Origin of the sequence: Isoptericola sp. NPDC057653 (assembly GCF_042799955.1) — a bacterium.
GTDB lineage: Bacteria > Actinomycetota > Actinomycetes > Actinomycetales > Cellulomonadaceae > Isoptericola.
In genome coordinates this window covers 2,273,829-2,297,187 of sequence record NZ_JBHVHP010000001.1, presented here as the reverse complement: position 1 = coordinate 2,297,187, position 23,359 = coordinate 2,273,829, and the positions used below count along the sequence as shown (strand labels likewise).

Sequence of the window (23,359 nt, the reverse complement as noted above, 5' to 3'; positions counted from 1 at the left end):
CCGTCCGCTCAGGAGCAGGTGACCTCGGTGCGGTAGATCTGCTGGTCGCCGCCCGCGGCGTGCGGGACCACGCACGGCGTGTGCGCGATGTAGCGGACCTGCTGGTACAGCGGCTGCAGCACCTGGTCGGCGAGGATCCTGTCCTCGGCCTTCTGCCACTGCGCGATCGCCTCGTCCGGCGTCGGTGCCGCGAGCGCCGCGGCCACGGCGGCCTCGCCCTGAGGGTCGGAGTACTTGAGGCGGTAGTTCGCGTCGATGTACACCGACGCCACCCACTCCGACGCCGCGGGGAACGACGAGCCCCACAGCTGGATGATCGGGCCGTCCAGCTCGTAGGAGTTCACCGTCTCCGACAGGGCCGCGGCGGGCACCGGCTTGGGCTCGACGACGAGGCCGATCTCCTTGGCGGAGTTGGAGATGGCGAGGGCCGTCGCCGCGTCGGTGGTGCTCTCCGACGAGTAGTTCAGCGGGATGGTGCCGGTGAAGCCCGACTTCTCGATCAGGGTCTTGGCGGCGTCCGGGTCGAACGTGCAGTACCGGCCGCAGGCGTCCTCGCGGAAGGCGTCCACCGAGTTCGGCATGAGCGACCCCCACGGGAGGGTCGCGCCCTTGAACAGGTCCTTCGAGATGGTCTCGCGGTCCACGATCATCGAGAACGCCTGGCGGACCTCGATCGGGAACTTCTCGTCGAGGTACGTGGGCCACGCGAAGTAGGCGGCCAGGGCGTTGCGGTCGATCGCCGTGAGCCCCTTGTCCCCCAGCGCGTTGCGCCCCTGGGCGATGAGGCCGGGCGGCAGGTCGCGGAGCACGTCGGCGTTGCCCGCGACCACGTCCTGGTAGGCCGTGTTGGTGTCGGTGTAGACGCGGAAGGTGATCTGGTCCGCCGCGCCGTCGGGCACCCAGCCCTGGTACTTCGGGTCCTTCTTCAGCACGGCCTCGACCTGCGGGTCGAGCTTCTCCAGCGTGTAGACCCCGTTGCCGACCGGCTTCTTGTCGTAGGCCAGCGGGTCGGCGAACGCGCTCTCCGGCATCGGGCAGAAGGCCAGCTGCGACAGGATGTACGGCACGTCGTTGTTGGGCGCCTTCGTCTCGATCGTGAAGGTGCTGTCGTCGACGAGCGTGATGCCCGAGAACTCCGTCGCGGTCGCCTTGCCCTCGGCGGGGTTCAGCTCGTCGTAGCCCTTGATCGGCCCGTACGCGTAGTTCGAGGGCATCGCGTTGACGCCGGCGCCGACGAAGTTGAACGTGTCGACGTACGTCTTCGCCGTGATCGGGGTGCCGTCCGAGAAGGTGTGGCCGTCGGCGACCTTCACCGTCCACGTGACCTGGTCGTCGCTCTCGAGCGACTCGGCACCACGCATGAAGACCGCGCCGTCCTCCTCGATGCCGGTCAGCGGCTCGCAGAGCGCCATGGCGATCTGGCTGCCGGGGTTCTGGGCGCCGGTGATCCGGCCGATCTCGCCGTTGTTGACGGCGACGATCGACGTCGAGCCGTCGGCGGCGTCGCTGCCGCCCCCGGGCTCGCCGAGACAGCCGGACAGCATCGAGGTGCACGCAGCGGCGGCGACGATGCCGACCGCGATGCGGCTGCTCCTACGGTTCATCAGTGGTTCCTTTCGGACAGGGTGAGAGGGGAGGAGAGCGTGGAGACCATGCCGACGCGCGACCGGGTGATCTGCTCGGCGAGGTGGCAGGAGGCGTGGTGGTCCGGGCGGCCGCCGGGGACGGGCGCCAGGGCGGGCACGTCGGTGGCGCACCGCTCGACCGCCGCGTAGCAGCGGGTGTGGAACGGGCAGCCGGGCGGCGGGTCGATCGGCGACGGCGGGTCGCCCTCGAGCACCACCCGCTCGAGGTGCTCGCCGGGCGCGAGCTTGCGCGGGATCGCCGACAGCAGCGCGCGGGTGTACGGGTGCGCGGTGGCGCCGTACACGTCGTCGCAGCCGCCCTGCTCGACGACCTTGCCGAGGTACATCGTCACGATGCGGTCGGACATGTGCTGGACGACGTCGAGGTCGTGCGCGATGAAGACGATCGACAGGCCGAGCTCGCGCTTGAGGCGGTTGAGCAGGTTGAGCACCTGCGCGCGCACCGAGATGTCGAGCGCGGAGACCGGCTCGTCGCAGACCAGCAGCCTCGGCTCGACGGCGAGCGCCCGGGCGATGCCGATCCGCTGCAGCTGCCCGCCGGAGAACTCGTGCGGGTAGCGGTGGGCGTGCTCGGGGTTCAGGCCGACCTGGGTGAGCAGCTCGCCCACCCGGTCCTCGACCTGCGACGCCGGCAGGAGCCGGTGCGTCGTGGTGCCTTCCGCGACGGACTGCCCGACCGAGCGGCGCGGGTCGAGCGAGGCGTGCGGGTCCTGGAACACCATCTGCACCTCGCGGTGCAGCAGCGTCTTGCGGTCGGCGTGCGACATCGCACCGACGTCCGCGCCGTTCCAGCGCACGACTCCCTCGCTGGGCGCCTCCAGGCCGCAGATGATGCGCGCGAGCGTGGACTTGCCGCAGCCGGACTCGCCGACCAGGCCCACCGTCTCGCCCTCGGCCACCGAGAGGTCCACGCCGTCGACGGCCCGGACCTGCCCGTGCGCCCCGCGCGAGAACATCGTGTGCTTCTGCTTGTAGTAGCGGCGTACCGACTCAAGCTCCAACAGCGGCACCGGCCAGCACCTCCTCCTTGTGGTGGCAGGCGGCGGCGCGGTCCTCGACGAACGTGTCCAGGGGCGGCAGCGCCGTGCGGCACTCGTCGGTCGCGTACCCGCAGCGCGGGTTGAAGCTGCAGCCGGGCGGCCGGCGCGCGATGTCCGGCGGCAGGCCCGGGATCGTCGGCAGGTCGCCGCCGCGGTGCGCCGCCCCGGGGATCGAGCCGAGCAGCCCCTGGGTGTACGGGTGCGCGGGGTGGTCGAACATGCTGCCGATCGGGCCCGACTCGGCGACCCTGCCCGCGTACATGACCAGCGCCCGATCGGCGAGCTGACCGGCGACGCCGAGGTCGTGGGTGATCATCAGCAGCGCCATCTTCCGCTGCTCGGTGATCTCGGCCAGCAGCTCCAGGATCTGCGCCTGCACGGTCGCGTCGAGCGCCGTGGTCGGCTCGTCCGCGATGAGGACGTCCGGGTCCAGCGCGAGCGCCATCGCGATCATGATGCGCTGGCGCATCCCGCCGGAGAACTGGAACGGGTAGTCGCCGGCGCGCTTCGCCGCGTCGGGGATCCGCACCGCGCGCATCATCTCGACCGCGGCGTCGTGCGCCTGCTTCTTCCCCATCCCCCGGTGCACGCGGTACAGCTCGGCGATCTGCGTGGCCACCGTCTGCACCGGGTTGAGGGCGCTCAGCGCGTCCTGGAACACCATCGCGATGCGGGCGCCCTGCACCTTGCGCAGCCCCGCGGGCGGCAGGGTGAGCAGGTCGTCGCCGTCGAACAGGATCCGGCCGCCCGTGATGCGCGACGCGGGCCGGGGCAGGATGCCCATGATCGCCTTGGCGGTGATGCTCTTGCCGGAGCCGGACTCGCCGAGGACGGCGAGCGTCTCGCCGCGGTCGAGCGTGAAGCTCACGTCCTGCAGCGCGGCGATGGGCGGGCTGCCCGGCGAGCGGAACTCGAGGGAGAGGTGCTGGACGTCGAGGAGCGCGGTCATCGGCGGGCCTTCGGGTCGAGGGCGTCGCGCAGGCTCTCGCCGAGCACGACGAAGGCGAGCGTGGTGAGCCCGAGCATCAGCGCGGGGAAGAACATCAGCAGCGGCGCGATCTGCCAGTTGCCGTCCTGGCTCGCCAGGGCGATCTGGATGCCCCAGGAGAACGCGGGCAGCTTGAGCCCGACGCCGAGGATCGAGAAGCCCGCCTCGGCGGCCATGCCGGCGCCGACCGACAGCGTCGTCATGACGATCAGCGGCGTGACGGCGTTGGGGACCACGTGGGAGGCGAGGATGCGCCAGGGCCCGACGCCCAGGCCGCGGGCGGCCTGGATGAACTCCAGGTTCCGCACCTGCATGACGGAGCTGCGCATGTAGCGCATGGTCGCGGCCCAGCTGAACAGGACGAGGACGAGGACGATCGTCCACACCGTGCGGGAGCGGAACTGGTACAGAATCACCAGGCTGGCGATGCCGACCGGGATGCCGAGCACCACGTTCGACGTCCACGAGATGACCGAGTCCACGACCCCGCCGAAGTAGCCGGCGAGCGAGCCGGCGACGAGCGCGATGACGAACGAGATCGCCGCGGTGTAGACGCCGACCTCGAGCGAGGTGCGCGCGCCGTAGACGATGTTCGACCAGTAGTCGCAGCCCTGGATGTCGAAGCCCATCGGGTGCCCGGGCGCCGGCCCCAGCCGCGACTGGGACAGGTCGCAGTCGCGCGGGTCGAGCTGCGTGAACAGCGTCGGGAACAGCGCCATGAGCGTGACGACGGCGATGATGAGGACCGCGAGGTCGAACCACGGGCTCTTCCAGAGGCTGCGCAGGCCGCTGCGCGGGCGCCCCCGGCGGGAGGTGGCCGCCGGCGGCGCGACGGTGGACTCAGGCATGGCGCACCCTCGGGTCGATGATCGGGTAGAGGAGGTCCACGACGAGGGCCGCGACCAGGTAGAACAGCAGGAGGAACACCGAGACGCCGACGACGACCGGCCCGTTCTGCGTGTCGATCGCGCGGGCGAGCGTGCCGCCCAGGCCGGGCAGGTTGAAGATCGTCTCGATGAGCACCGAGCCGCCCAGCAGCGCCGCCATGCTCAGCCCGAGGTACGTCACCACCGGCATGAAGGCGTTGCGCAGCGCGTGGACCCACATGATCCGGCGCGGGGGAAGCCCCTTGGCCGTCGCGGTGACGATGTAGTCCGACCGCATGGTGTCGACGAGGCTGGTGCGGCTCAGCCTCGCCAGCGGCGACGCGGTCTCGAGCGCCAGCACGAGCGCCGGCATGACGAACGCCAGCGGGAACCCCGCCTGGACCCCGGAGATCGGCAACCAGTGCAGCTTGATGCCGAACACGTACTGCGAGAAGTACGCGATGATGAAGCCGGGCACCGCCAGGAAGAAGATCGTGAAGAACAGGTTGAACTTGTCCGGCAGCCTCCCCTGGCGCAGCCCCGCCCAGACCCCGAGGCACACGCCGATGGCGAGCTTCAGCAGGAACGCCGTCAGCGCCAGCACCAACGTGTAGGGCAGCGCGGTCGCGATCAGGGTGGACACGGAGTTGCCGTTGAAGTCGTGGCCGAAGTTGCCGTGCAGCACGCCCCACAGGTACTTCGCGTACTGCACGAAGAACGGGTCGTCGAGGTTGTACTGGTCCCGGATCGCCGCGATCGTCGAGTCCGAGAGCCGCTTCTCCCCGCCGGCCAGCCGGGTGACGGGGTCGCCCGGGATGAGGAACACCAGCAGGTAGACGAGCAACGTCGAGCCGATGAGGGTCGGGACCATCATCAGGATGCGCCGCAGCGCGTACCGGAGCATCAGCGGCGGACCGGCTGGTGCGCGGCGTAGTAGTCGAGCAGCTCGTCGGGGAGCCGCGGGATCTCGAAGGGCGTGGACGCCGAGCGGATCGACAGCGCGCCGCCGATCCCCGCCGCGACCGCGTCGCGCGCCGCGACGGGGCTCGTGTCGGTGGGGGTGCCGCGCCGCACGAAGTCGACGAACTCGGCGACCGTGAGCGGGTCGGCGCCGCCGTGCCCGCCGTCGCCGCCGTCCTCGATCGGGTAGCGCACGTGCCCCTTCTCGAGGTAGTCGCTGCGGGCGTTCCACACCCGGATCTCGCCGCCGGCGTCGTCGTCGAAGTTCTCGATGCGCCCCTCGGTGCCGATCACCGTGTAGTTGCGCCAGTAGTCCGGGGTGAAGTGGCACTGCTGGTAGCTCATGAGCACGCCCGAGTCGGTCCGCATCATGATCATCGAGATGTCCTCGACGTCGATGACGGGGTTGAGGTCCTGCTGCGCCAGCGGCGGCCAGTTCTGCATGGAGAACCAGTCGCCCATGCGGCGGTCGGAGTTGTCCCGGCGCGAGTCGACCTTGTCGTAGACCGCGAGGTCGCCGACGCCGACGACCGACCGGGTGGAGGTCCCGGCGATCCAGTGCATGACGTCGATGTCGTGCGCGCCCTTCTGCAGCAGCAGGCTCATCGCCTTGTCGCGCTCGGCGTGCCAGTCCTTGAAGTAGTAGTCGCCGCCGTGGCCGACGAAGTGACGGCACCAGATCGCCTTGACCTCGCCGATCTCGCCCCGGTCCACGATGTCCTTGAGCATCCGGACGACCTGCATGTGGCGCATGTTGTGGCCCACGTAGACCTTGGTGCCGGTGCGGTGCCCCGCCTCGAGGATGCGGTCGGCGTCCTCGATGGAGATGGCCAGCGGCTTCTCGATGTAGGTGGCGATGCCCGCCTCGAGCAGCTCGACGGACACGTCGGCATGGGTGAAGTCGGGCGTCGTCACGAACGCGCCGTCGACCTCGATGCCCGAGTCGACCAGCTCCGTCACGGACGCGAACACCGGCACGTCGCCGAAGAGGCGCGCGGCCCGGGCGTGCGTGCGCGGGTCGGGGTCCACGGCGGCGACGACGCTGCCGCCTGCCTCCTTGACGTGCAGCGCGACGCCGGCGCGGGCGCCGATGCCGATCGCGGCGGCTCGGAAGGGGGTCGTCTCGGGGACGCGTGCGGTGCTCATCTCTTCGTTCTCCGGATCGATGGTGACGAGGGGCGCCGGGACGTCCGGCAGCCCGTAGATGCGGGTGGAGTGCTTGGTGAAGGCCAGGCCGAGGGCGCCGAGGACCGCGGCGTCCGCGCCCAGCTCCCCGCCGCGGATGAGCCGCGGGCCGGCCTGGATGCCCGTCACGGCGGTGCGGATGCCGTCGGCGAGCGGCCCGGCCACGAGGTCGGCGAACTCGCCGAGCTCGCCGCCCAGCACGATGACGTCGGGGTCGACGGTGAGGAGCAGCGCGGCGAGCGCCGGCGCCATCGCGGCGCTCAACGACTCCAGCGCCGCGAGCCCCGACAGGTCGGCGGGGTCGTCCCGCAGCCGGCGCAGCTGGGCGCCGACCCGCGGGACGGCCTCGAGCAGGGTGCCGGGCGGCACCTCGACGTCGCTGAACGCGCGGAGCAGGCCGACCTCCCCCGCCCGGCCGCGGCGGCCGCGGAGCACGTGGCCGTCCGCGGTGACCCGCGCCGAGACGTGGTGCCAGGTGAGCGCGTAGACGCCCGTCTCGGCGTCGGCGAGCGCGCCGCCGCGGGACTCGGCCTCGGCGGCGAGCGACAGGTCGTTGTCGACGACGACCGGCGCCCCGAAGGACTCGGTGAACATCGCCGCGACGTCCCGGCCGTTCCACGCGGTGATCTGCGGGGCCGAGACGAGGATGCCGTCCTCGTCGATCAGGCCGGCGACCGCGACCCCGATCGCCGCGACGTTCGACGGCCGGTGGCCGGCGCGCTCCAGGGTCTGCTGCAGCAGGGCGCGGACGGGGGCGAGGGAGGGCTGGGCCGTGGTCGGCGGCGCGATCTCGGCGTCCTGGCGGCCCAGCACGCGCCCGGTCCGGTCGGCGACGACGATGCGGACGGCGCTGCGGGTCAGGTCGACGCCCACGACCACCGGCGATCCGGCGACCGGCGAGTAGGTGCGGGCCGGGCGGCCCGACGCCGCCCGCGCCTCGTGCTCGACGGCCAGCCCGGACTCCATGAGCTCGCCCAGCGCCGCCGTGACGGTCGGGCGCGACAGGCCGGTGCGCTCGGCCAGGTCCGAGATCGTCACCCGGCCCTGGTCCCGCAGGCTCGCCAGGCACTGGGCCACGAGCTTCACGTCGATGGCAGACATCCTTGACCCCAATTTCGAAGTAGCTTTCATCACCGTTGCGAAAGCAGTTTCGTCATTCTGGAGGCGCGCCACATCGCTGTCAAGACCATGGATGACTTATTTCCGGCCCAACCGATCACGACCGATCACCGGCCTGTGCGGCCGCCTGGCGCCGTGAGCAGGGGCGCGACCGCTGCCCACGCGGCGGACGACGACCCCGTCGCCGACCCGCAGCGCCTCAGAAGAGGACGGTCGTGAAGGTCCCGACCTGCTCGAAGCCCACGCGGCGGTAGGTGGCGAGCGCGGCGGCGTTGAACGCGTTGACGTACAGCGAGACGACGGGGGCGACCTCGCGCCGCGTCGTCACGACGACGGCCGCCATGCCGGGGGCCGCGAGCCCCTGGCCGCGACGCACGGGGTCCACCCAGACGCCCTGGACCTGGGCCACGCCGCCCGCGACGGCACCGAGCTCCGCCTTGAAGGCGACGACGCCCGGCGGGTCGTCGGGGTCCACGCGCACGAACGAGCGCCCCTCGGCGACCAGGGAGCGCACCCGCAGCGCGTAGGCGCTGCCGGGGGAGGCGGCGGGCACGTACCCGACCTCCTCGGCGAACATCCGCACGCAGGCGGGGAGCACGACGTCCACCTCCTCGAGGGTGGACCGCCGCACGGCCGGGTCGGGCTCGACGTCGGGGTCGCGGGCGATGGCCAGCGACGGCTGGTCCGCGCGGACCTCCCGCGCCCGGGGCCAGTGCGGGGCGAGCAGCTCCCACAGGGCCAGCGCGGCGGTGCGCTCCCCCACGATCGACGACGACCGGCGGCCCTGCGCCCTGGCGAGCGCGGCGAACGCGGCGACCGCGTCGTCGGCGTCCTGACCGGTGAGGCCCGGGGACAGCACGGGCACGAGGTTGGCGCCGGACCAGCAGACCGCGGCGAGCGGGCCGGACGCGGGGAAGCCCCAGACCTGCCCGCCGGCGGCGGCGAGGCCGGCGAGGGCGGCCGCCTCGAGCCGCGCGGCCGCGAGCACCGAGGTCACCGGGTCGAGGGCGCACAGGGCGCGCGCCTCGACGAGGTCCTCCTGGCCGAGCACACGGGCGCGCGGGCGGCGCGCGTCGAGCCCCCGCGCGGACCCGCCGCGCGGGCGCACCGCCGGTCGCCAGCCGCCCATCACGCCCCCTTCGCCGCCCTGGGCCCCACCGTCATCGTGCCCGACGCGGCGCCGTCAGCCCACCGAGACCACGGGAGCGCCGGCCTGCGCGTCGTTCTCGGGGGCGGGCATCGACTCGGCGATGCGCATGGCCTCCTCGATCAGCGTCTCGACGATCATCGCCTCCGGCACGGTCTTGATGACCTCGCCCTTGACGAAGATCTGGCCCTTGCCGTTGCCGGACGCGACGCCGAGGTCGGCCTCGCGGGCCTCGCCCGGGCCGTTGACGACGCAGCCCATGACCGCGACGCGCAGCGGGACGGTCATGCCCTCGAGGCCGGCCGTGACCTTCTCGGCGAGCGTGTAGACGTCCACCTGGGCGCGGCCGCACGACGGGCACGAGACGATCTCGAGCTTGCGGGGGCGCAGGTTGAGCGCCTGCAGGATCTGCGTGCCGACCTTGACCTCCTCGACCGGCGGGGCCGACAGGGAGACGCGGATCGTGTCGCCGATGCCCTGGCTCAGCAGGGCACCGAACGCGGTGGCCGACTTGATCGTGCCCTGGAACGCGGGGCCGGCCTCGGTGACACCGAGGTGCAGCGGCCAGTCGCCGCGCTGGGCGAGCAGCTCGTACGCGCGCACCATGACCACGGGGTCGTTGTGCTTCACGGAGATCTTGAAGTCGTGGAAGCCGTGCTCCTCGAACAGCGACGCCTCCCACACGGCGGACTCCACGAGGGCCTCCGCGGTGGGCTTGCCGTACTTCTCCAGCAGGCGCTTGTCGAGGGAGCCGGCGTTGACGCCGATCCGCAGCGAGACCCCGGCGTCGGAGGCCGCCTTGGCGATCTCCTTGACCTGGTCGTCGAACTTGCGGATGTTGCCCGGGTTCACGCGGACGGCGGCGCAGCCGGCGTCGATCGCGGCGAACACGTACTTGGGCTGGAAGTGGATGTCCGCGATGACGGGGATCTGGGACTTCGTCGCGATGGCGGGCAGCGCCTCGGCGTCGTCGATGGTCGGAACGGCGACGCGGACGATGTCGCAGCCCGCGGCGGTCAGCTCGGCGATCTGCTGGAGGGTCGCGTTGATGTCCGTGGTCGGGGTGGTGGTCATCGACTGGATGCTGATCGGCGCGTCCCCGCCGACGGCCACCTTGCCCACCTGGATCTTGCGGGACTTCCGGCGAGGGGCCAGCGTGGGTGCGGGCGGGGTCGGCATGCCGAGGTTCACTGCAGTCACGGTGCCAGTATCGCGCGTCCTGGGCCCGGGACCGCACCCTGGGAGGTCACGCGCACGAGATCGACGCATCGGCTGCGCACGGCGGCCATCCGGCTCGCCGGTTCACCCCGGGCCGATGCGACCATTGCTGCGCGTTTCATGGCAGACTTGATCACGTTCAAGCAATCACCAGGAGGACCAGGGACATGACCGGATTCCACGTCACCGCCGAGATCGCGAGCCAGCCGGAGACCTGGCGGCGCACGGCGGCCGTCGCCCGCGAGCGCGCCGACCTGCTGCCCGCCGCCGGCGCCCGGGTCGCCGTCGTCGGCTGCGGCACCTCGTGGTTCGTCGCGCAGGCCTACGCCGCGCGGCGCGAGGAGCTCGGCCTCGGGGAGACCGACGCCTTCGCCGGCAGCGAGTTCCCCGCCGGGCGCCGCTACGACCTCGTCGTGGCGGTCACCCGCTCGGGCACCACCACCGAGATCCGCGAGCTCCTCGCCCGCGTCCGCGGCACGCAGCCCACCCTCGCGATCGTCGGCGACCCCGACTCCCCCGCCGTCACCGAGGCCGACCACGCCGTCGTCCTCGACTTCGCCGACGAGACCTCCGTCGTGCAGACGCGGTTCGCCACGTCCGCCCTCGGCCTGCTGCGCGCCGGCCTCGGCGACGACCTCGAGGCCCTCGCCGACGCGGCCGAGCCCGCCGTCGCCGAGCCGCTGCCCGAGACCTGGGTGGGCCGTCGCCAGTACGTGTTCCTCGGCCGCGGGCCCGCCGTCGGCATCGCCAACGAGGCCGCGCTGAAGATGCGCGAGGCGTCGCTCGCCTGGGCCGAGTCCTACCCGTCGATGGACTACCGCCACGGGCCGATCTCCGTCGCGGACGACACCAGCGTCGTCTTCCTCCTCGGCGAGGAGGTGCCCGGCCTGGCCGACGACGTCGCCCGCACCGGGGCGCTCGCCGTCCGCCTGGACGAGGACCCGCAGGTCGCCCTGGTGCGCCTGCAGCGCCTCGCCGTCGCCAACGCCGAGCACCAGGGCCTCGACCCGGACGCCCCGCGCAACCTCACCCGCTCGGTCGTCCTGGACCCCGCGGCGTCATGACCGGCGCGGCACCGGGCCCGCTCGTCGTCGCGCTCGACGTCGGCGGCACGGACGTCAAGGCGGTCCTCGCGGGCCGGGACGGCGTCCTCGAGCAGCGCACCGTCCCCACGCGCGCGGACGAGGGGCCGGACGCGGTGGTCCGCTCGATTCTCGACGTCATCGGCGACCTGCGCGACCTCGCCCCCGCCGGGCGCACGGTCGCGGCCGCCGGCCTCGCCGTCCCCGGCGCGGTGGACGACGAGGGCGGGCTGGTGCTGCAGGCGGAGAACCTCGGCTGGGTCGACCTCCCGATCCGCGACCTGGTCTCGGAGGCCACCGGGCTGCCGGTCGGCTTCGGGCACGACGTGCGCGCGGGCGCCCTCGCCGAGTGGCGCGCGGGCGCGTCCCGCGGCGCCCCCGACCACGCCTACCTGTCCGTCGGGACGGGGATCGCCGCGGCCCTGGTGCTGCGCGGGGAGCCCTACACCGGCGGCGGCTACGCGGGCGAGGTCGGGCACGGCGGCCCGCAGGGCGGCACCCCGTGCGCCTGCGGCGGGCGCGGCTGCCCCGAGACGGACGCCTCCGCCGCGGGCATCGCCCGCCACTACCGCGAGCGCACCGGCGCGACCACCGCCGAGGTGCGGGGGTCCGCCGAGGTGCTGCGGCGCGCCCAGGCGGGCGACGACGTCGCGCGCCAGGTCTGGGACCACGGCGTCGAGCGGCTCGGCGGGCTGGTCGCCGACCTCGTCCGCGTGCTCGCGCTGCCCCTCGTCGTCGTGGGCGGCGGCATCGTCCGCGCCGGCGACGACCTCTTCGTGCCGCTGCGGGCCGCCGCGGCCCGGCAGCTGACCTACCACCCCGTGCCGCAGGTGGTGCCCGCGCAGCTGGGCGCCGACGCCGGCGTGCGGGGCGCGGAGCTGCTGGCCTGGTCGGCCGTCCCCGGGACGCACCCGTGACCCGCGTCGTGGCCGTGACCCCCAACCCGGCCTGGGACGTCACCTACCGGGTCGACCGGCTCGTGCCGGGCGAGTCCCTGCGCGTGCGGACCGCGACGGCCCGGGCGGGCGGCAAGGGCGTGAACGTGGCCCGCGTCGCCCGCGCCCTCGGGCACCCGTCGCTCGCCGTCAGCACGGCGGGCGGGCCGCTCGGCGCCGCGTTCCGCGACGACCTGGCCGCCGCCGGACAGGACGCCCTGCTCGTCCCGGTCGCCGGCCCCACCCGGCAGAGCGTCACCGTGGTGCCGGCCGCGCCCGACGGCGCGCACCCCACCGTGCTCAACGAGCCCGGCGCGGCGCTGTCCGGCGCCGAGTGGGCCGCGATGCTCGACGCCGTCGCCCGCACCGCCGGGCCGGGCGACGTCGTCACCGTCTCCGGCTCCCTCCCGCCGGGGACCACGCAGGACCGGTTCGCAGGCCTGGTGACCGCCGCGCTCGGCACCGGGGCCCGGGTGGTCGTCGACACCTCCGGCCCCGCGCTGCGCTGGGCCGCCGAGGCGGGCGCCCACCTGCTCAAGCCCAACCGCGCCGAGCTCGCCGACGCGGCCGGCCTCGACGACCCCGCCGAGGCCGTCGCCCTGCTCCAGGGCCTCGGCGCCGGGGAGGTCGTCGTCACCGACGGCGCCTCCGGCATGACGGCCTACGCCCCGGGCGGCGGCCGTCCCCGCGTGGTCGCCCGCGCCCGGCTCACCGGGCCGCCGCTGGCCGGCAACCCCACGGGCGCCGGGGACGCCGCCACCGCCGCGCTGGCGGTCGGCCTCGCCGGCCCCACCGAGCCCAGCGCCGACCGCCTCGCCCTGGCCGTCGCCGTGTCCGCCGCCGCCGTCCTGCGCCCCGTCGCGGGCGACGTCGACCCGGCGGACGTCGCGGCGCTCCGCGCCCGCGTCGCCGTCACCTGACCGGCGACCCACCGTCCCGTCCCCGCCCCGACCCCGAAACGAGAACCCCGTGCCCCTCGTCACCACCGACGTCCTCCTCTCCCCCGCCCGCAGCGCCGGCCGGGGCGTCGGCGCGTTCAACGTCGTCCAGCTCGAGCACGCCGAGGCGTTCGTGGCCGCGGCGGAGCGCGTCGGCACGGGCGTCGTGCTGCAGGTGAGCCAGAACGCCGTCCGCTACCACGGGTCGCTCGCGCCCGTGGGGTCGGCGTGCCTCGCGCTCGCCCGCGCCACGTCCGCCCCGGTCTCCGTCCATCTCGACCACGCCGACGACCGCGACCTGGTGGCGGAGGCGCTCGACCTCGGGTTCTCGTCGGTGATGTACGACGGGTCCGCCCTGTCCTACGACGACAACGTCGCGTCCACGGCCGAGGTCGTGCGCGCCGCGCACGCCGCGGGCGTGTTCGTCGAGGCGGAGCTCGGCGAGGTCGGCGGCAAGGACGGCGTGCACGCCCCCGGGGTGCGGACCGACCCGGGCGAGGCCGCCGCGTTCGTCGCCGCCACCGGCGTGGACGCGCTCGCGGTCGCGGTGGGGTCCTCGCACGCGATGACCGACCGCACCGCCGCCCTCGACCTCGACCGGATCGCGCGGCTGCGCGAGGCCGTCGACGTCCCGCTCGTGCTGCACGGCTCCTCCGGCGTGCCCGACGACGAGCTGGTGCGCGCCGTGCGCGCCGGGATGACCAAGATCAACGTCTCCACGCACCTCAACGGCGTGTTCACCCGCGCGGTGCGCGAGCGCCTGGCCGCGGACGAGCGCCTCGTCGACCCCCGCAGGTACGTGGGCCCGGCGCGCGACGCGGTCGCCGACGAGGTGGCCCGCCTGCTGCGGCTGCTCGACGGCGCGGGCGACTGACGACCGGCTGACGACCGTCTGACGACCGGCCGTCAGACGACGGCCACCTCGATGCCGGCGGCCCGGAGCGCGGCGACCTGCTCCGGGTCCGCCTCGGTCGTCGTGACGACCAGGCTGATCGCGGCCGGGTCGGCGAACGGCGCCAGCGCGCGCTCGCCGAGCTTGGTCGAGTCGGCGACGACGACGGTCCGCCGCGCGGCGCGCCCCATGAGGCGGCTGATCTCCGCCTCCCCCTCGTGGAAGGCCATGCCCCCGTGCTCGGCGTCGAGCGCGTCCACCCCGAGGAAGGCGACGTCGATCGTCACCTGCGTGAGGGTGTGCACGGCGAGCGGCCCGACGAGCTCGTAGGAGCGCGTCCGGGCCGTGCCGCCGGTGACGATGATGCGCACGTGCGAGCGGACCGTGAGGTCGTGGGCGATGTTCACCGCGTTCGTCACGACGGTGAGGCGCTCGCCGTCGCGCAGCCCCTGCAGGTCCGGGTCCGTGGCGATGCCCTCGGCCACCATCGTGGTGGTGGTGCCGCCGTTGAGGCCGACGACGTCGCCCGGCTGCAGCAGGGACACGGCGTGCGCGGCGATCCGGTGCTTCTCGTCGGCCCGCCGCGCCGTCTTGTAGCGCAGGGGCAGGTCGTAGGCGACCGCCGTGGTGCGCGCCCCGCCGCGCGTGCGGGTGACCAGCTGCTGGCTGGCCAGCTCCACGAGGTCGCGCCGCACCGTCGCGGGCGACGTGTCCAGCTCGGTGACGAGCTCGTCGACGGTGACCTCGCCCCGCTCGGCGGCGAGCTCCAGGATGCGCGTGTGGCGGCTGTGCCGTGTCATCGGTCCCTTTTCTCGGGGCGTCGGCGATCGGTGGTCGGGCGCCGGCCGGCTACGTGAGCCGGACCGGGTCGATCAGGTCGGCGACGATGAGGATCGCGCCGGTACCGATCAATACCACGAACATCACGTACGCCACCGGCATCATCCGGGCCACGTCGGCCGGCCCGGGGCGCGGCAGCCCGCGGACGCGCGCCACGCTGCGCTTGGCGCCCTCGTACAGCGCGTTCACCACGTGCCCGCCGTCCAGCGGCAGCAGCGGGATGAGGTTGAACACGAACAGCGCCACGTTGAGCGCGGCGAGCAGGCTCAGCAGGTACTGGAGCGTGGTGACGACCGGCTGGTCCGCCGCGACGACGTCCACCGCCATGCGGCTCACCCCGACGACGGAGACCACCGAGTCCTGCGAGCGCGGCTGGTCGGTGAAGGCCTGTACCGCCGTGTCGGCGACGCGGACCGGCAGGGTGACGATCATGGCGGCCGTGCCGGACACCTGCTGCCACACCGCCTCGGGCACGGACGACAGCGGCAGCGGCTCGTACTCCTGGGTCGGCGTCACGCCGAGGAAGCCGGCCGTCTCGGTCACGGGCTGCCCGTCCGCGTCCACGGTCGCGGCGCCGTCGGCGTCCGTCACGGGGACCTGGCGGTCCGCGGTCGTGACGGTCAGCGGCACCCGGGCGCCGTCGCGCTCGACGACCACCGGGACCTCCTGGTCCGGGGACGCGGCGATCGCGGCCGAGAGCTGGTCCCACGACGTGACGGCCGCGCCGTCCCACTCGACGATCTCGTCGCCGGCCTGCAGCCCCGCCGCGGCGGCGGGCGACGGCGCGGCACCCTCGGCGCACACGGGCGCGCCGTCGGCCGTCGTCGACGTCGGGGTGCACTCGCTCACGGCACCGACGGTCGTCGTGACGGTGGGCGCCCCGATCCCCACGAGGACGACGAAGGTCAGCACCGCGGCGATGACCAGGTTCATCACGGGCCCGCCGAGCATGACGACGAGCTTCTTCGGCGTGGACAGCCGGTAGAACGCGCGGTCCTCCTCGCCGGGGCGGATCTCGCTGACGGAGGCGTCGCGCGCGTCGGCGATCACCTGCCCGAAGAACCCCCCGCGGCGGCGCGCGCCCTCCGGCGCGGCCGGCATCATGCCGACCATCCGCACGTAGCCGCCGAGAGGGATCGCCTTCACCCCGTACTCGGTCTCGCCCTTCGTGCGCGACCACAGGGTGGGGCCGAAGCCCACCATGTACTGGCTCACCCGCACGCCGAACTTCTTGGCGGGCACCATGTGGCCCACCTCGTGCAGGCCGATGGAGAGGGCGAGGCCCACCACCATCACGGCGATGCCGATCACCCAGGAGAGAACGTCCACGCGTCGAGCCTAGGTCACCGAGGCGCACGCGCGGCACGGTCCGGGGGCCGCGCGCGTGCAGGCTTCGTCAGGACCGCGCGAGGATCTCGTCCGCGCGCGCCCGCGCCCAGCGCTCGGTGCCCTCGACGGCGTCCAGCGTGACGTCGGCGGCGGCCACGCCGTCGTGCTCGGACAACACCCGCTCCACGGTCTCGACGATGTCGAGGAAGCCGATCCGGCCGGCCAGGAACGCGGCGACGCCCTGCTCGTTCGCCGCGTTGTAGACGGCGGGGTGGGTCGCCGACGCCGCTGCGGCGGCCCGCGCCAGCCCGACGGCGGGGAAGGTCGCCTCGTCCAGCGGCTCGAAGGTCCACGACGCCGCCCGCGCCCAGTCGCAGGGCGGGGAGACGACGTCGAGCCGCTCGGGCCACGACAGCCCGAGGGCGATCGGCAGGCGCATGTCCGGCGGCGACGCCTGCGCGATCGTGGACCCGTCGCGGAACTCGACCATCGAGTGCACCACCGACTGCGGGTGCACCACGACGGTGATGTCGTCCACCGGCACGTCGAAGAGCAGGTGGGCCTCGATGAGCTCGAGCCCCTTGTTCATCAGCGAGGCCGAGTTGACCGTCACCACGGGCCCCATCGACCACGTCGGGTGCGCGAGCGCCTCGTCGGCCGTGACCTTCTTGATGTCGTCGCGGCTGCGGCCGCGGAACGGCCCGCCCGAGGCCGTGAGCACCAGCCGGCGCACCTCGTCGCGCGCTCCCCCGCGCAGGGCCTGCGCGATCGCCGAGTGCTCGGAGTCCACGGGCACGATCTGCCCGGGGGCCGCCGCGGCCTTGACGAGGGACCCGCCCACCACCAGCGACTCCTTGTTCGCCAGCGCCAGCGAGGAGCCGCCCGCGAGCGCCGCGAGCGTGGGCCGCAGCCCGACCGACCCGGTGATGCCGTTGAGCACGACGTCGCTGCCGCGGCCGGCCAGCTCGGTGGCCGCGTCGGGGCCGGCGAGCACCTCGACGTCCGCGGCGCCCTGTCCGAGGCGGCCGGCCAGGGCGGACCGCAGGTCGTCGGCACGCCCGGCGTCGGCGACGGCGACGGCGCGCGCCCCGACCGCCGCGACCTGCTCGGCGAGCAGCCCGACGTCCGACCCGCCGGCGGACAGCGCCTCGACCCGGAACCGCCCGGGGTGCGCCCGGACGACGTCGATCGCCTGCGTGCCGATCGAACCGGTGGAGCCGAGGAGGGTGACGGAGCGGGGTGCGGCGGCGGACATGCCGCTCATCATCCCAGGTGCGGCGGGGGCGCCGGCGCCGTCGTGCGGGCCGGGGGACGCGCCGCGGAAATGCCCGGAATTCACCCGCTCCGGTGCTTGACTTCTCGACGTCGGACCGTGGCGCCCGGTCGCGGGCGGGTGTGAGGCCGGTTACGTTCGCAAACATGCGTACTTATCGCGTGATAGTCGGCAAGCGGCCTGTGGCCGCACTTGCCGGGCTCGTCGTCCTCGTCTCGGGCTCGGTCGTGGCCACCGCCGCCCCGGCCGCCGCGGACGGCGACGGCGAGACCCACCGCATCTACGCGACCCGCGAGGGTCTGGTCGGCAAGCGCACCGCCAACGGGCACAAGATCCGCAAGAACGACCACTTCGTGGCGCTCCCCTCGCGGCGCGCCCTCTCGCCGAAGGGGTCCGGCGCCTACTCCGTCCGGGTGTGCCGGGCGGGCAGCACGCGCTGCGAGTACGCGCCGGTGTGGGACGTGGGCCCGTGGAACAGCGTGGACGACTACTGGAGCTCGACGCGGCACGCCGCGCGCAGCCTCCCGAAGGGCACGCCCCAGGCCTCCGCCGCGTACCGGCTCGGGTACAACGGCGGACGGGACCTCTACGGGCGCAAGGTCACCAACCCCGCGGGCATCGACCTCGCCGACGGCACCTATCGCGACGGCCTGCGCCTGCCCCGCAACGCCTGGATCGACGTGACGTACCTGTGGCAGGGCTCGGCCCGCACCGGGATCGTCGTGACGAACGGGCGCACCCTCAACGTCCGGTCCGGCCCGAGCGCCGCGCGGGCGCGCACGGGCCTGGCCGCGAACACCGCGCGGGTGCCGCTGCTGTGCTACTCCCGCGGGCAGTGGATCTCCGGCAGCCGTGGCACCACGAACCTCTGGTACAAGATCGGCCGCAGCAACTGGGTCTCGGACGCGTACCTCAACACCGGCACGGGGCGCCCGGTGGCGCGACACTGCTGACGCGGCGGCACGGTGCCGGCGCGCTCAGGCGGGCGCGCGCTCTCCCGCCGGCGTGATGAGCATCAGCGGGCGGTGGCGCACCAGCAGCCACAGGGGCAGCACGATCACGCACAGCACGGGGAGCACCGCGACGTCGGCGACCATCGCGACGCCCATGAACAGGGCCAGCCACCCGTCCCGCGCGACGACCATCGTGGCGCCGAGGACGGCGGCGGCGACCGCGATCGCGAGCGGGATGCCCGGGAACGCGGCGTGGGCGGCCAGCGCGACGGCCACGCCGACGAAGACGGCCGGGAAGATGCGACCGCCGCGGAAGCCGGCGCCCGCCGCCACGACCAGGGCGACGATCTTCACGACGCCGAGGCCGAGCAGCGCCCACACCCCGTACTGATCGGCGGTCCGGGTGAGCTCCTTCATCTCGTCCAGGCCCTTGAACAGGCTGAGCGGCCCGCCGAGGACGCCGAGCACGCCGAGCACGAGGCCGCCCGCCCCCAGGGCCAGGACCGGGTGGCGCAGGGCGTGGAACGCGCGGTGCACCAGGGGGAACGCCCACACGCCCGCGAGGCACAGCAGCGCGGCGGCGATCGCCACGAGGGAGCCGGTGACCAGGTCGAGGGCGGCCGGGGTGTAGGCGGGCACCTCGACGTTCAGCTGCGGGGCGCCGAACAGCACCATGGTGAGCGAGCCCGCGCCGGCCGCGACGAGCGGGCCGAAGAGCCGGTCGAAGAGCTCGCCCTTCCCGCGCCCGGCCAGCATCTCCGTCATGAGGAGCGCCGCGCCGACGGGGGTGCCGAACATCGCGCCGAGCGTGCCGGACGCCGCCATGAGGATCACGACCTGCTGCGGCGCGCCCAGGCGCAGGCGCGCGACCACCCACACGGCGAGGGCGACGTTGACGGCGATGATCGGGTTCTCCGGCCCGAGGCTGACGCCGCCCGCGAGCCCGACCGCGAGGGCCAGCGCCAGGCCGGGGACGGTCCGCGGGGGCAGCGGCGCGGCGACCAGGCTGGTGGTGGCAGGGTCGTCGCCCGCGTGGCCGGGGAACCACGCGACGATCGCGCCCACGACGAGCCCGGTGAGCGTGAGCGTCCCGAGGATCCACCAGGGCGAGTCGCCCTGGGTCCCCACGGCGGCGGGCAGGGTGTCCCACAGCCAGTCCTGCGCCGCGCCCGCGACGGAGGACACGAGGATCAGCCCGAGGGCGGACAGGACGCCGACGACGGCGCCGGGGACCGCGACGGCAGCCAGCCGGGCGGTCGTGAGGGCGGTGGCGGACGTCTCGAGGGCCGGTCCCGGGCTCTGCGCTGGCACAGCTCGGAACCTACTGGCCCCCGCTCCATCCGGCGCGGCGAGGGTGCCGGCTCACGGCGCCGCCCCGGGAAGAGGGGCGTCGTCGAGCACGTCGGCGGGCCCCTCGGACGGGTCGCGGGGCCCGGCGACGGCCGCCGCGCGGTCCGACCAGGTGCGGGCGCCCGCCGCGAGCGCGACCGCGGTCCCCGCCACGACGACGGCGGCGGGGACCGGCAGGGCGTCGACGCCACCCCGCGCCACGAGCAGGGAGGCGAGCGCCGCCCCGACCGCGATCCCGCCGTTGAACACCACGGGGATGAGCGCGGCCGCCGTCGACCGCCGGGCGGGGCCGCCCAGGCGCAGGATCAGGGTCTGGGCCAGGGGCGGCAGGGCGCCCGAGGCGACGCCCCACAGCACCACGACCGCCGCGCCGAGGGCGGGGTGCACGTCCACCACCGCGAGCCCGAGCAGCGCGACCGCCGTGCCGGCCGTGCTCAGCACGAGGGCGGGTGCGGTGCGCGCGCCGAACCGCCCGGCGAGCACCACCCCCAGCGCGGAGGCGAGCCCGAACACGAGGAGCAGCGTGCTCACCCCGCCGGGCACCGCGGCCGCCGGGGTCTCGACGATCCGCACGACGTAGGTGTAGGCGCCGTAGTGGCCCACCAGCAGGACGCCGACGATCGCGGTCACGGCGATCATCGGGCCGGGTCCGGCGGGCGACGCCTCCGGCACGGTCGGGCCGGCGCCGGTCGTCGGGGCGCCGGACCGCGCGCCCGCTCGCGGGGAGCGTTCCACGACGGCGCGCACGAGGACGGCGACGACGAGCGTCAGCGCGGCGAGACCCGCGAACGCGGCGCGCCAGCCGACGGCGCGCGTCACGAGGCTCGCGAGGGGCGTGCCCAGCACCATGCCGAGCGTGGCCCCGCCGAGCACGACCGCCACGGAGCGCGCCAGCAGCCGGTCGGGCACCAGGTCGGCGACGTGCGCGTTGGCGCTCGCCCAGAGCAGCCCGACGGCGGCGGCGCCCACGAGCCGGGCGCCCACGGCGACGCCGTACGTGGGAGCGAGCGCCGTCGCCGCCGACGACGCGGCCAGCACGGCGAGCGCGACGGCGATCACCGTCCTGCGGTCCCGCCCGGCCACCAGCCGCACCAGGGGGAAGCTCGCGACCACCACGGCCGCTGCCCAGACGGAGACGAGCAGGCCGGTGCGGGACTCGTCCACGCCGAGCCCGGCACTCATCTGCGGGAGCACGGCCGTGGGCAGCATCTCGGCCGTGACCATCGTGAAGGTGCCGGCGCCGAGCACCAGCAGGGTGGGCCACGGGAGGTCGGGTGCGGGACGCGGGGTCGAACGGGTTGTCGTCATGTCGACGACGCTAAAGATTGACACTAATGTCAATGTCAAGCGTGACCCACGACACTCCCGGAGGCCCATGATGAAGATCGGCGAGGTCGCCCGGCGCACGGGCGTCGCGCCCCGGCTGGTGCGCTACTACGAGCAGCAAGGGCTGCTGACGGCGGAGCGCGCGGCCAACGGCTACCGCACCTACTCCGAGGCCGACGTCGAGCGGGTGTCGCGGGTGGCGGGCATGGTCCACGCCGGCATCCCCACCCGTCTCATCAAGGTGCTGCTCGACATGGAGGAGACGGCCCTGCAGGACCACCCGACGTGCCCCCGCACCGTCGCCGAGCTCCTCGCCTCCGAGCTGGGTGGTATCGAGGACCGCATCGCGTGCCTCACGCGCAGCCGCGACACCATCCGCGAGTTCCTGGCCCGCACCGAGCACGCCGCGCTGCTGTCCGAGGCGGCCGCCCGCTGACCCGCGCCACGCACGACGCCGCAGGGGCCGCCGACCTGTGGTCGGCGGCCCCTGCGGGCGGTGCGGCGGTGCGAGGCGGGTCGGCCCCGGTCACTCCACGACACGGTCACTCCACCCCGAGCAGCACCTCGATCGCGCGGGCGAAGAACCGGTCCACGGAGCCCTCGGCGTACGCGTCCGAGCCCTTGGCGCGGCTGAACGTGGCCGAGCGGATCTCGGTGGAGGTCAGCGGCTCCTGGCGGTCGAAGTACGCGACGAGCCGGTCGCACAGCGCGTCCACGTCGTCGGTGTCGTAGCCCTGCGCGCCGCGCTCGGCCGGCGCGAACTTCTCGCCGTCGGGCCGCCCCAGGCGCCCGTACATCGTGCGGGCGCGGTCGGCGAGGGCGGCCATCCAGGCCTCCTGGCCGTGCGCCGCGACGTACTCGGCACGCTGGCGCGCGATGAACGCCGCCTCCAGCCGGTCCAGCGCCGCGTCCACCTCGTGCGTGTCGTAGCCGCCGCGCACCAGGTCGAACGTCGACACCTGGATGTCGGCGTGCGACAGGGGCTCCGCGGTGCGACCCTCGTAGGCCTGCCGGGCGTGGTCGAAGAAGTCCTCGACCTCGTCGCGGTCGTACCCGGTGCGCATCGCGGACACCGTGCTGAACAGTGCGCTCACTCGTCCTCCTCGGCAGCCAGCTGCCCGCAGGCGCCGTCGATGTCGCTCCCGCGGGTGTCACGGATCGTGGTGGGGATGCCGTGCCCGCGCAAGCGTGCCACAAACTCGTCCTCGACATCACGCTCGCTCGCGGTCCAGATCGAGCCAGGAGTGGGGTTGAGCGGGATGGGGTTGACGTGCACCCAGCCGCGGCCGCGGGCGTTGAGCTTCTCCCCCAGCAGGTCGGCGCGCCAGCCGTGGTCGTTCATGTCCTTGATGAGCGCGTACTCGATCGACACGCGCCGGCCCGTGACCTCGAAGTAGCGCCGCGCGGCGTCGAGCGCCTCGTCCACGCTCCAGCGGGTGTTGATCGGCACGAGCTCGCTGCGCAGGTCGTCGTCGGGCGCGTGCAGGCTGAGCGCGAGCGTCACCGGGATCTCGAGCTTCGTGAGCTTCTCGATCGCCGGCACCAGGCCCACCGTCGAGACGGTGATGTTGCGTGCCGACATCCCGAAGCCCTCGGGCTGCGGCGCGACCAGCGCGCGCACCGTCTCGAAGACCGCCTTCGGGTTCGCCAGCGGCTCGCCCATGCCCATGAACACGAGGTTGTTCAGGCGGGTCGGGCCGCCGGGGATCTCACCCTCGGCGAGCGAGCGGTTCGCGGCGCGCACCTGCTCGAGGATCTCCGCCGTCGAGAGGTTGCGGGTGAGGCCGAGCTGCCCCGTCGCGCAGAACGGGCACGCCATGCCGCAGCCCGCCTGGGACGACACGCACAGCGTGGTCCGGTGCGGGTAGCGCATGAGCACCGACTCGACCTTCGCGTCGTCGAACAGGTGCCACAGCGTCTTGACCGTGGTGCCACCGTCCGCCTCCAGCCGCCGGGTGGGGCGGATGAGCGGGGGGAACATCGTCGTCGCGATGGCCTCGCGCGTCGACGCCGGCAGGTCGGTCATCTGCTCCGGGTCGGACGTGTAGTGCTGGAAGTAGTGCGTGGCGAGCTGCTTGGCCCGGAACGGCTTCTCCCCCATCGCCTCCATCGACGCCACCCGCTCCGCGGGCGTGAGGTCCGCGAAGTGCTTCGGCGGCTTGCCCCGGCGGCGCGGCGCCATCTGCAGGGGCATGGGTGCGGTCTCGTCGCCCGGCCGGACCACGGGGATCCCGAGGTCGGTGCCGGGCGCGGCGGGACGGGCGGAGGTGGG

The 23,359-nt window shown here is 74.1% G+C and carries 21 protein-coding genes; 6 read left to right on the top strand and 15 right to left on the bottom strand.

All coding sequences use genetic code 11. The features are described from left to right. Positions 1-8: 8 nt before the first annotated feature. The 8 genes from ACFU9A_RS10505 to ispG all read right to left on the bottom strand — a co-directional run bounded on the left by ACFU9A_RS10505 (position 9) and on the right by ispG (position 10,130). Positions 9-1,604 carry an ABC transporter substrate-binding protein gene (locus tag ACFU9A_RS10505; protein WP_430575157.1) on the bottom strand — a complete coding sequence of 532 codons (1,596 nt, stop codon included), beginning with the start codon at positions 1,602-1,604 and terminating at the stop codon, positions 9-11. Beyond that, on the bottom strand, positions 1,604-2,656 hold the full coding sequence (locus ACFU9A_RS10500) for an ABC transporter ATP-binding protein (protein ID WP_430575156.1): 1,053 nt from the start codon (positions 2,654-2,656) through the stop codon (positions 1,604-1,606). Before ACFU9A_RS10500 ends, ACFU9A_RS10505 begins: the two co-directional genes overlap by 1 nt. Then, positions 2,637-3,635, bottom strand: coding sequence for an ABC transporter ATP-binding protein (locus ACFU9A_RS10495; RefSeq protein WP_430575155.1), 999 nt, complete (start codon positions 3,633-3,635; stop codon positions 2,637-2,639). Before ACFU9A_RS10495 ends, ACFU9A_RS10500 begins: the two co-directional genes overlap by 20 nt. Then, the gene (locus tag ACFU9A_RS10490; protein WP_430575154.1) at positions 3,632-4,522 is read right to left on the bottom strand and encodes an ABC transporter permease; all 891 of its coding nucleotides are present in this window, start codon (positions 4,520-4,522) and stop codon (positions 3,632-3,634) included. The genes ACFU9A_RS10495 and ACFU9A_RS10490 overlap by 4 nt, the downstream gene beginning before the upstream one ends. Next, entirely contained in the window at positions 4,515-5,444 is a 930-nt protein-coding gene (locus ACFU9A_RS10485) for an ABC transporter permease (RefSeq protein ID WP_430575153.1), read from the bottom strand. The genes ACFU9A_RS10490 and ACFU9A_RS10485 overlap by 8 nt, the downstream gene beginning before the upstream one ends. Continuing rightward, the gene (locus tag ACFU9A_RS10480) at positions 5,444-7,786 is read right to left on the bottom strand and encodes an ROK family protein (RefSeq protein WP_430575152.1); all 2,343 of its coding nucleotides are present in this window, start codon (positions 7,784-7,786) and stop codon (positions 5,444-5,446) included. The genes ACFU9A_RS10485 and ACFU9A_RS10480 overlap by 1 nt, the downstream gene beginning before the upstream one ends. 217 nt (positions 7,787-8,003) lie before the next feature. Further along, positions 8,004-8,933, bottom strand: coding sequence for a GNAT family N-acetyltransferase (locus ACFU9A_RS10475; RefSeq protein WP_430575151.1), 930 nt, complete (start codon positions 8,931-8,933; stop codon positions 8,004-8,006). A 54-nt stretch (positions 8,934-8,987) separates the two neighbouring features. Beyond that, a complete protein-coding gene (gene ispG, locus ACFU9A_RS10470) occupies positions 8,988-10,130 on the bottom strand; it encodes a flavodoxin-dependent (E)-4-hydroxy-3-methylbut-2-enyl-diphosphate synthase (protein ID WP_430575379.1) in 1,143 nt (380 codons plus the stop codon). 206 nt (positions 10,131-10,336) lie between these two features. Here ispG and ACFU9A_RS10465 point away from each other — a divergent pair, with 206 nt between their 5' ends. Genes ACFU9A_RS10465 through ACFU9A_RS10450 form a run of 4 tightly spaced genes read left to right on the top strand, consistent with a single transcriptional unit; the run spans position 10,337 to position 13,998 of the window. Then, positions 10,337-11,233, top strand: a complete 897-nt coding sequence (locus ACFU9A_RS10465) for an SIS domain-containing protein (RefSeq protein ID WP_430575150.1) — start codon at positions 10,337-10,339, stop codon at positions 11,231-11,233. After that, on the top strand, positions 11,230-12,168 hold the full coding sequence (locus tag ACFU9A_RS10460; RefSeq protein WP_430575149.1) for an ROK family protein: 939 nt from the start codon (positions 11,230-11,232) through the stop codon (positions 12,166-12,168). Before ACFU9A_RS10465 ends, ACFU9A_RS10460 begins: the two co-directional genes overlap by 4 nt. Further along, entirely contained in the window at positions 12,165-13,106 is a 942-nt protein-coding gene (locus ACFU9A_RS10455) for a 1-phosphofructokinase family hexose kinase (protein ID WP_430575148.1), read from the top strand. Before ACFU9A_RS10460 ends, ACFU9A_RS10455 begins: the two co-directional genes overlap by 4 nt. A 49-nt stretch (positions 13,107-13,155) precedes the next feature. After that, positions 13,156-13,998, top strand: a complete 843-nt coding sequence (locus tag ACFU9A_RS10450) for a ketose-bisphosphate aldolase (RefSeq protein ID WP_430575147.1) — start codon at positions 13,156-13,158, stop codon at positions 13,996-13,998. Positions 13,999-14,030: 32 nt separating this feature from the next. Here the strand turns inward: ACFU9A_RS10450 and ACFU9A_RS10445 are convergent, their stop codons facing one another. The 3 genes from ACFU9A_RS10445 to dxr form a co-directional block, all read right to left on the bottom strand. Beyond that, entirely contained in the window at positions 14,031-14,816 is a 786-nt protein-coding gene (locus tag ACFU9A_RS10445; RefSeq protein WP_430575146.1) for a DeoR/GlpR family DNA-binding transcription regulator, read from the bottom strand. Positions 14,817-14,865: 49 nt separating this feature from the next. Continuing rightward, on the bottom strand, positions 14,866-16,185 hold the full coding sequence (locus tag ACFU9A_RS10440) for a M50 family metallopeptidase (RefSeq protein ID WP_430575145.1): 1,320 nt from the start codon (positions 16,183-16,185) through the stop codon (positions 14,866-14,868). Positions 16,186-16,252: 67 nt separating this feature from the next. Beyond that, complete coding sequence (gene dxr, locus ACFU9A_RS10435; RefSeq protein ID WP_430575144.1) at positions 16,253-17,440, bottom strand: 1-deoxy-D-xylulose-5-phosphate reductoisomerase; 1,188 nt, start codon at positions 17,438-17,440, stop codon at positions 16,253-16,255. 200 nt (positions 17,441-17,640) lie between these two features. Between dxr and ACFU9A_RS10430 the strand changes: the two genes are divergently transcribed. Then, complete coding sequence (locus ACFU9A_RS10430) at positions 17,641-18,411, top strand: hypothetical protein (RefSeq protein ID WP_430575143.1); 771 nt, start codon at positions 17,641-17,643, stop codon at positions 18,409-18,411. Positions 18,412-18,435: 24 nt separating this feature from the next. Here the strand turns inward: ACFU9A_RS10430 and ACFU9A_RS10425 are convergent, their stop codons facing one another. Together ACFU9A_RS10425 and ACFU9A_RS10420 are read right to left on the bottom strand one after the other, a co-directional pair. Next, entirely contained in the window at positions 18,436-19,722 is a 1,287-nt protein-coding gene (locus ACFU9A_RS10425; RefSeq protein ID WP_430575142.1) for an ion channel protein, read from the bottom strand. A gap of 51 nt (positions 19,723-19,773) precedes the next feature. Further along, positions 19,774-21,069 (bottom strand): MFS transporter, encoded by a 1,296-nt coding sequence (locus ACFU9A_RS10420; protein ID WP_430575141.1) that lies wholly within the window; start codon positions 21,067-21,069, stop codon positions 19,774-19,776. A 70-nt stretch (positions 21,070-21,139) separates the two neighbouring features. On the opposite strand from ACFU9A_RS10420, the gene ACFU9A_RS10415 reads away from it, so the two are divergent. After that, positions 21,140-21,523: a MerR family transcriptional regulator gene (locus tag ACFU9A_RS10415; RefSeq protein ID WP_430575140.1), complete on the top strand. Its 384-nt coding sequence runs from the start codon at positions 21,140-21,142 to the stop codon at positions 21,521-21,523. A 106-nt stretch (positions 21,524-21,629) separates the two neighbouring features. Here ACFU9A_RS10415 and ACFU9A_RS10410 read toward each other — a convergent pair whose 3' ends face one another. Beyond that, the gene (locus ACFU9A_RS10410) at positions 21,630-22,181 is read right to left on the bottom strand and encodes a DivIVA domain-containing protein (protein WP_430575139.1); all 552 of its coding nucleotides are present in this window, start codon (positions 22,179-22,181) and stop codon (positions 21,630-21,632) included. Then, entirely contained in the window at positions 22,178-23,269 is a 1,092-nt protein-coding gene (gene rlmN, locus ACFU9A_RS10405) for a 23S rRNA (adenine(2503)-C(2))-methyltransferase RlmN (protein ID WP_430575378.1), read from the bottom strand. Before rlmN ends, ACFU9A_RS10410 begins: the two co-directional genes overlap by 4 nt. Between the last annotated feature and the right edge of the window lie 90 nt (positions 23,270-23,359).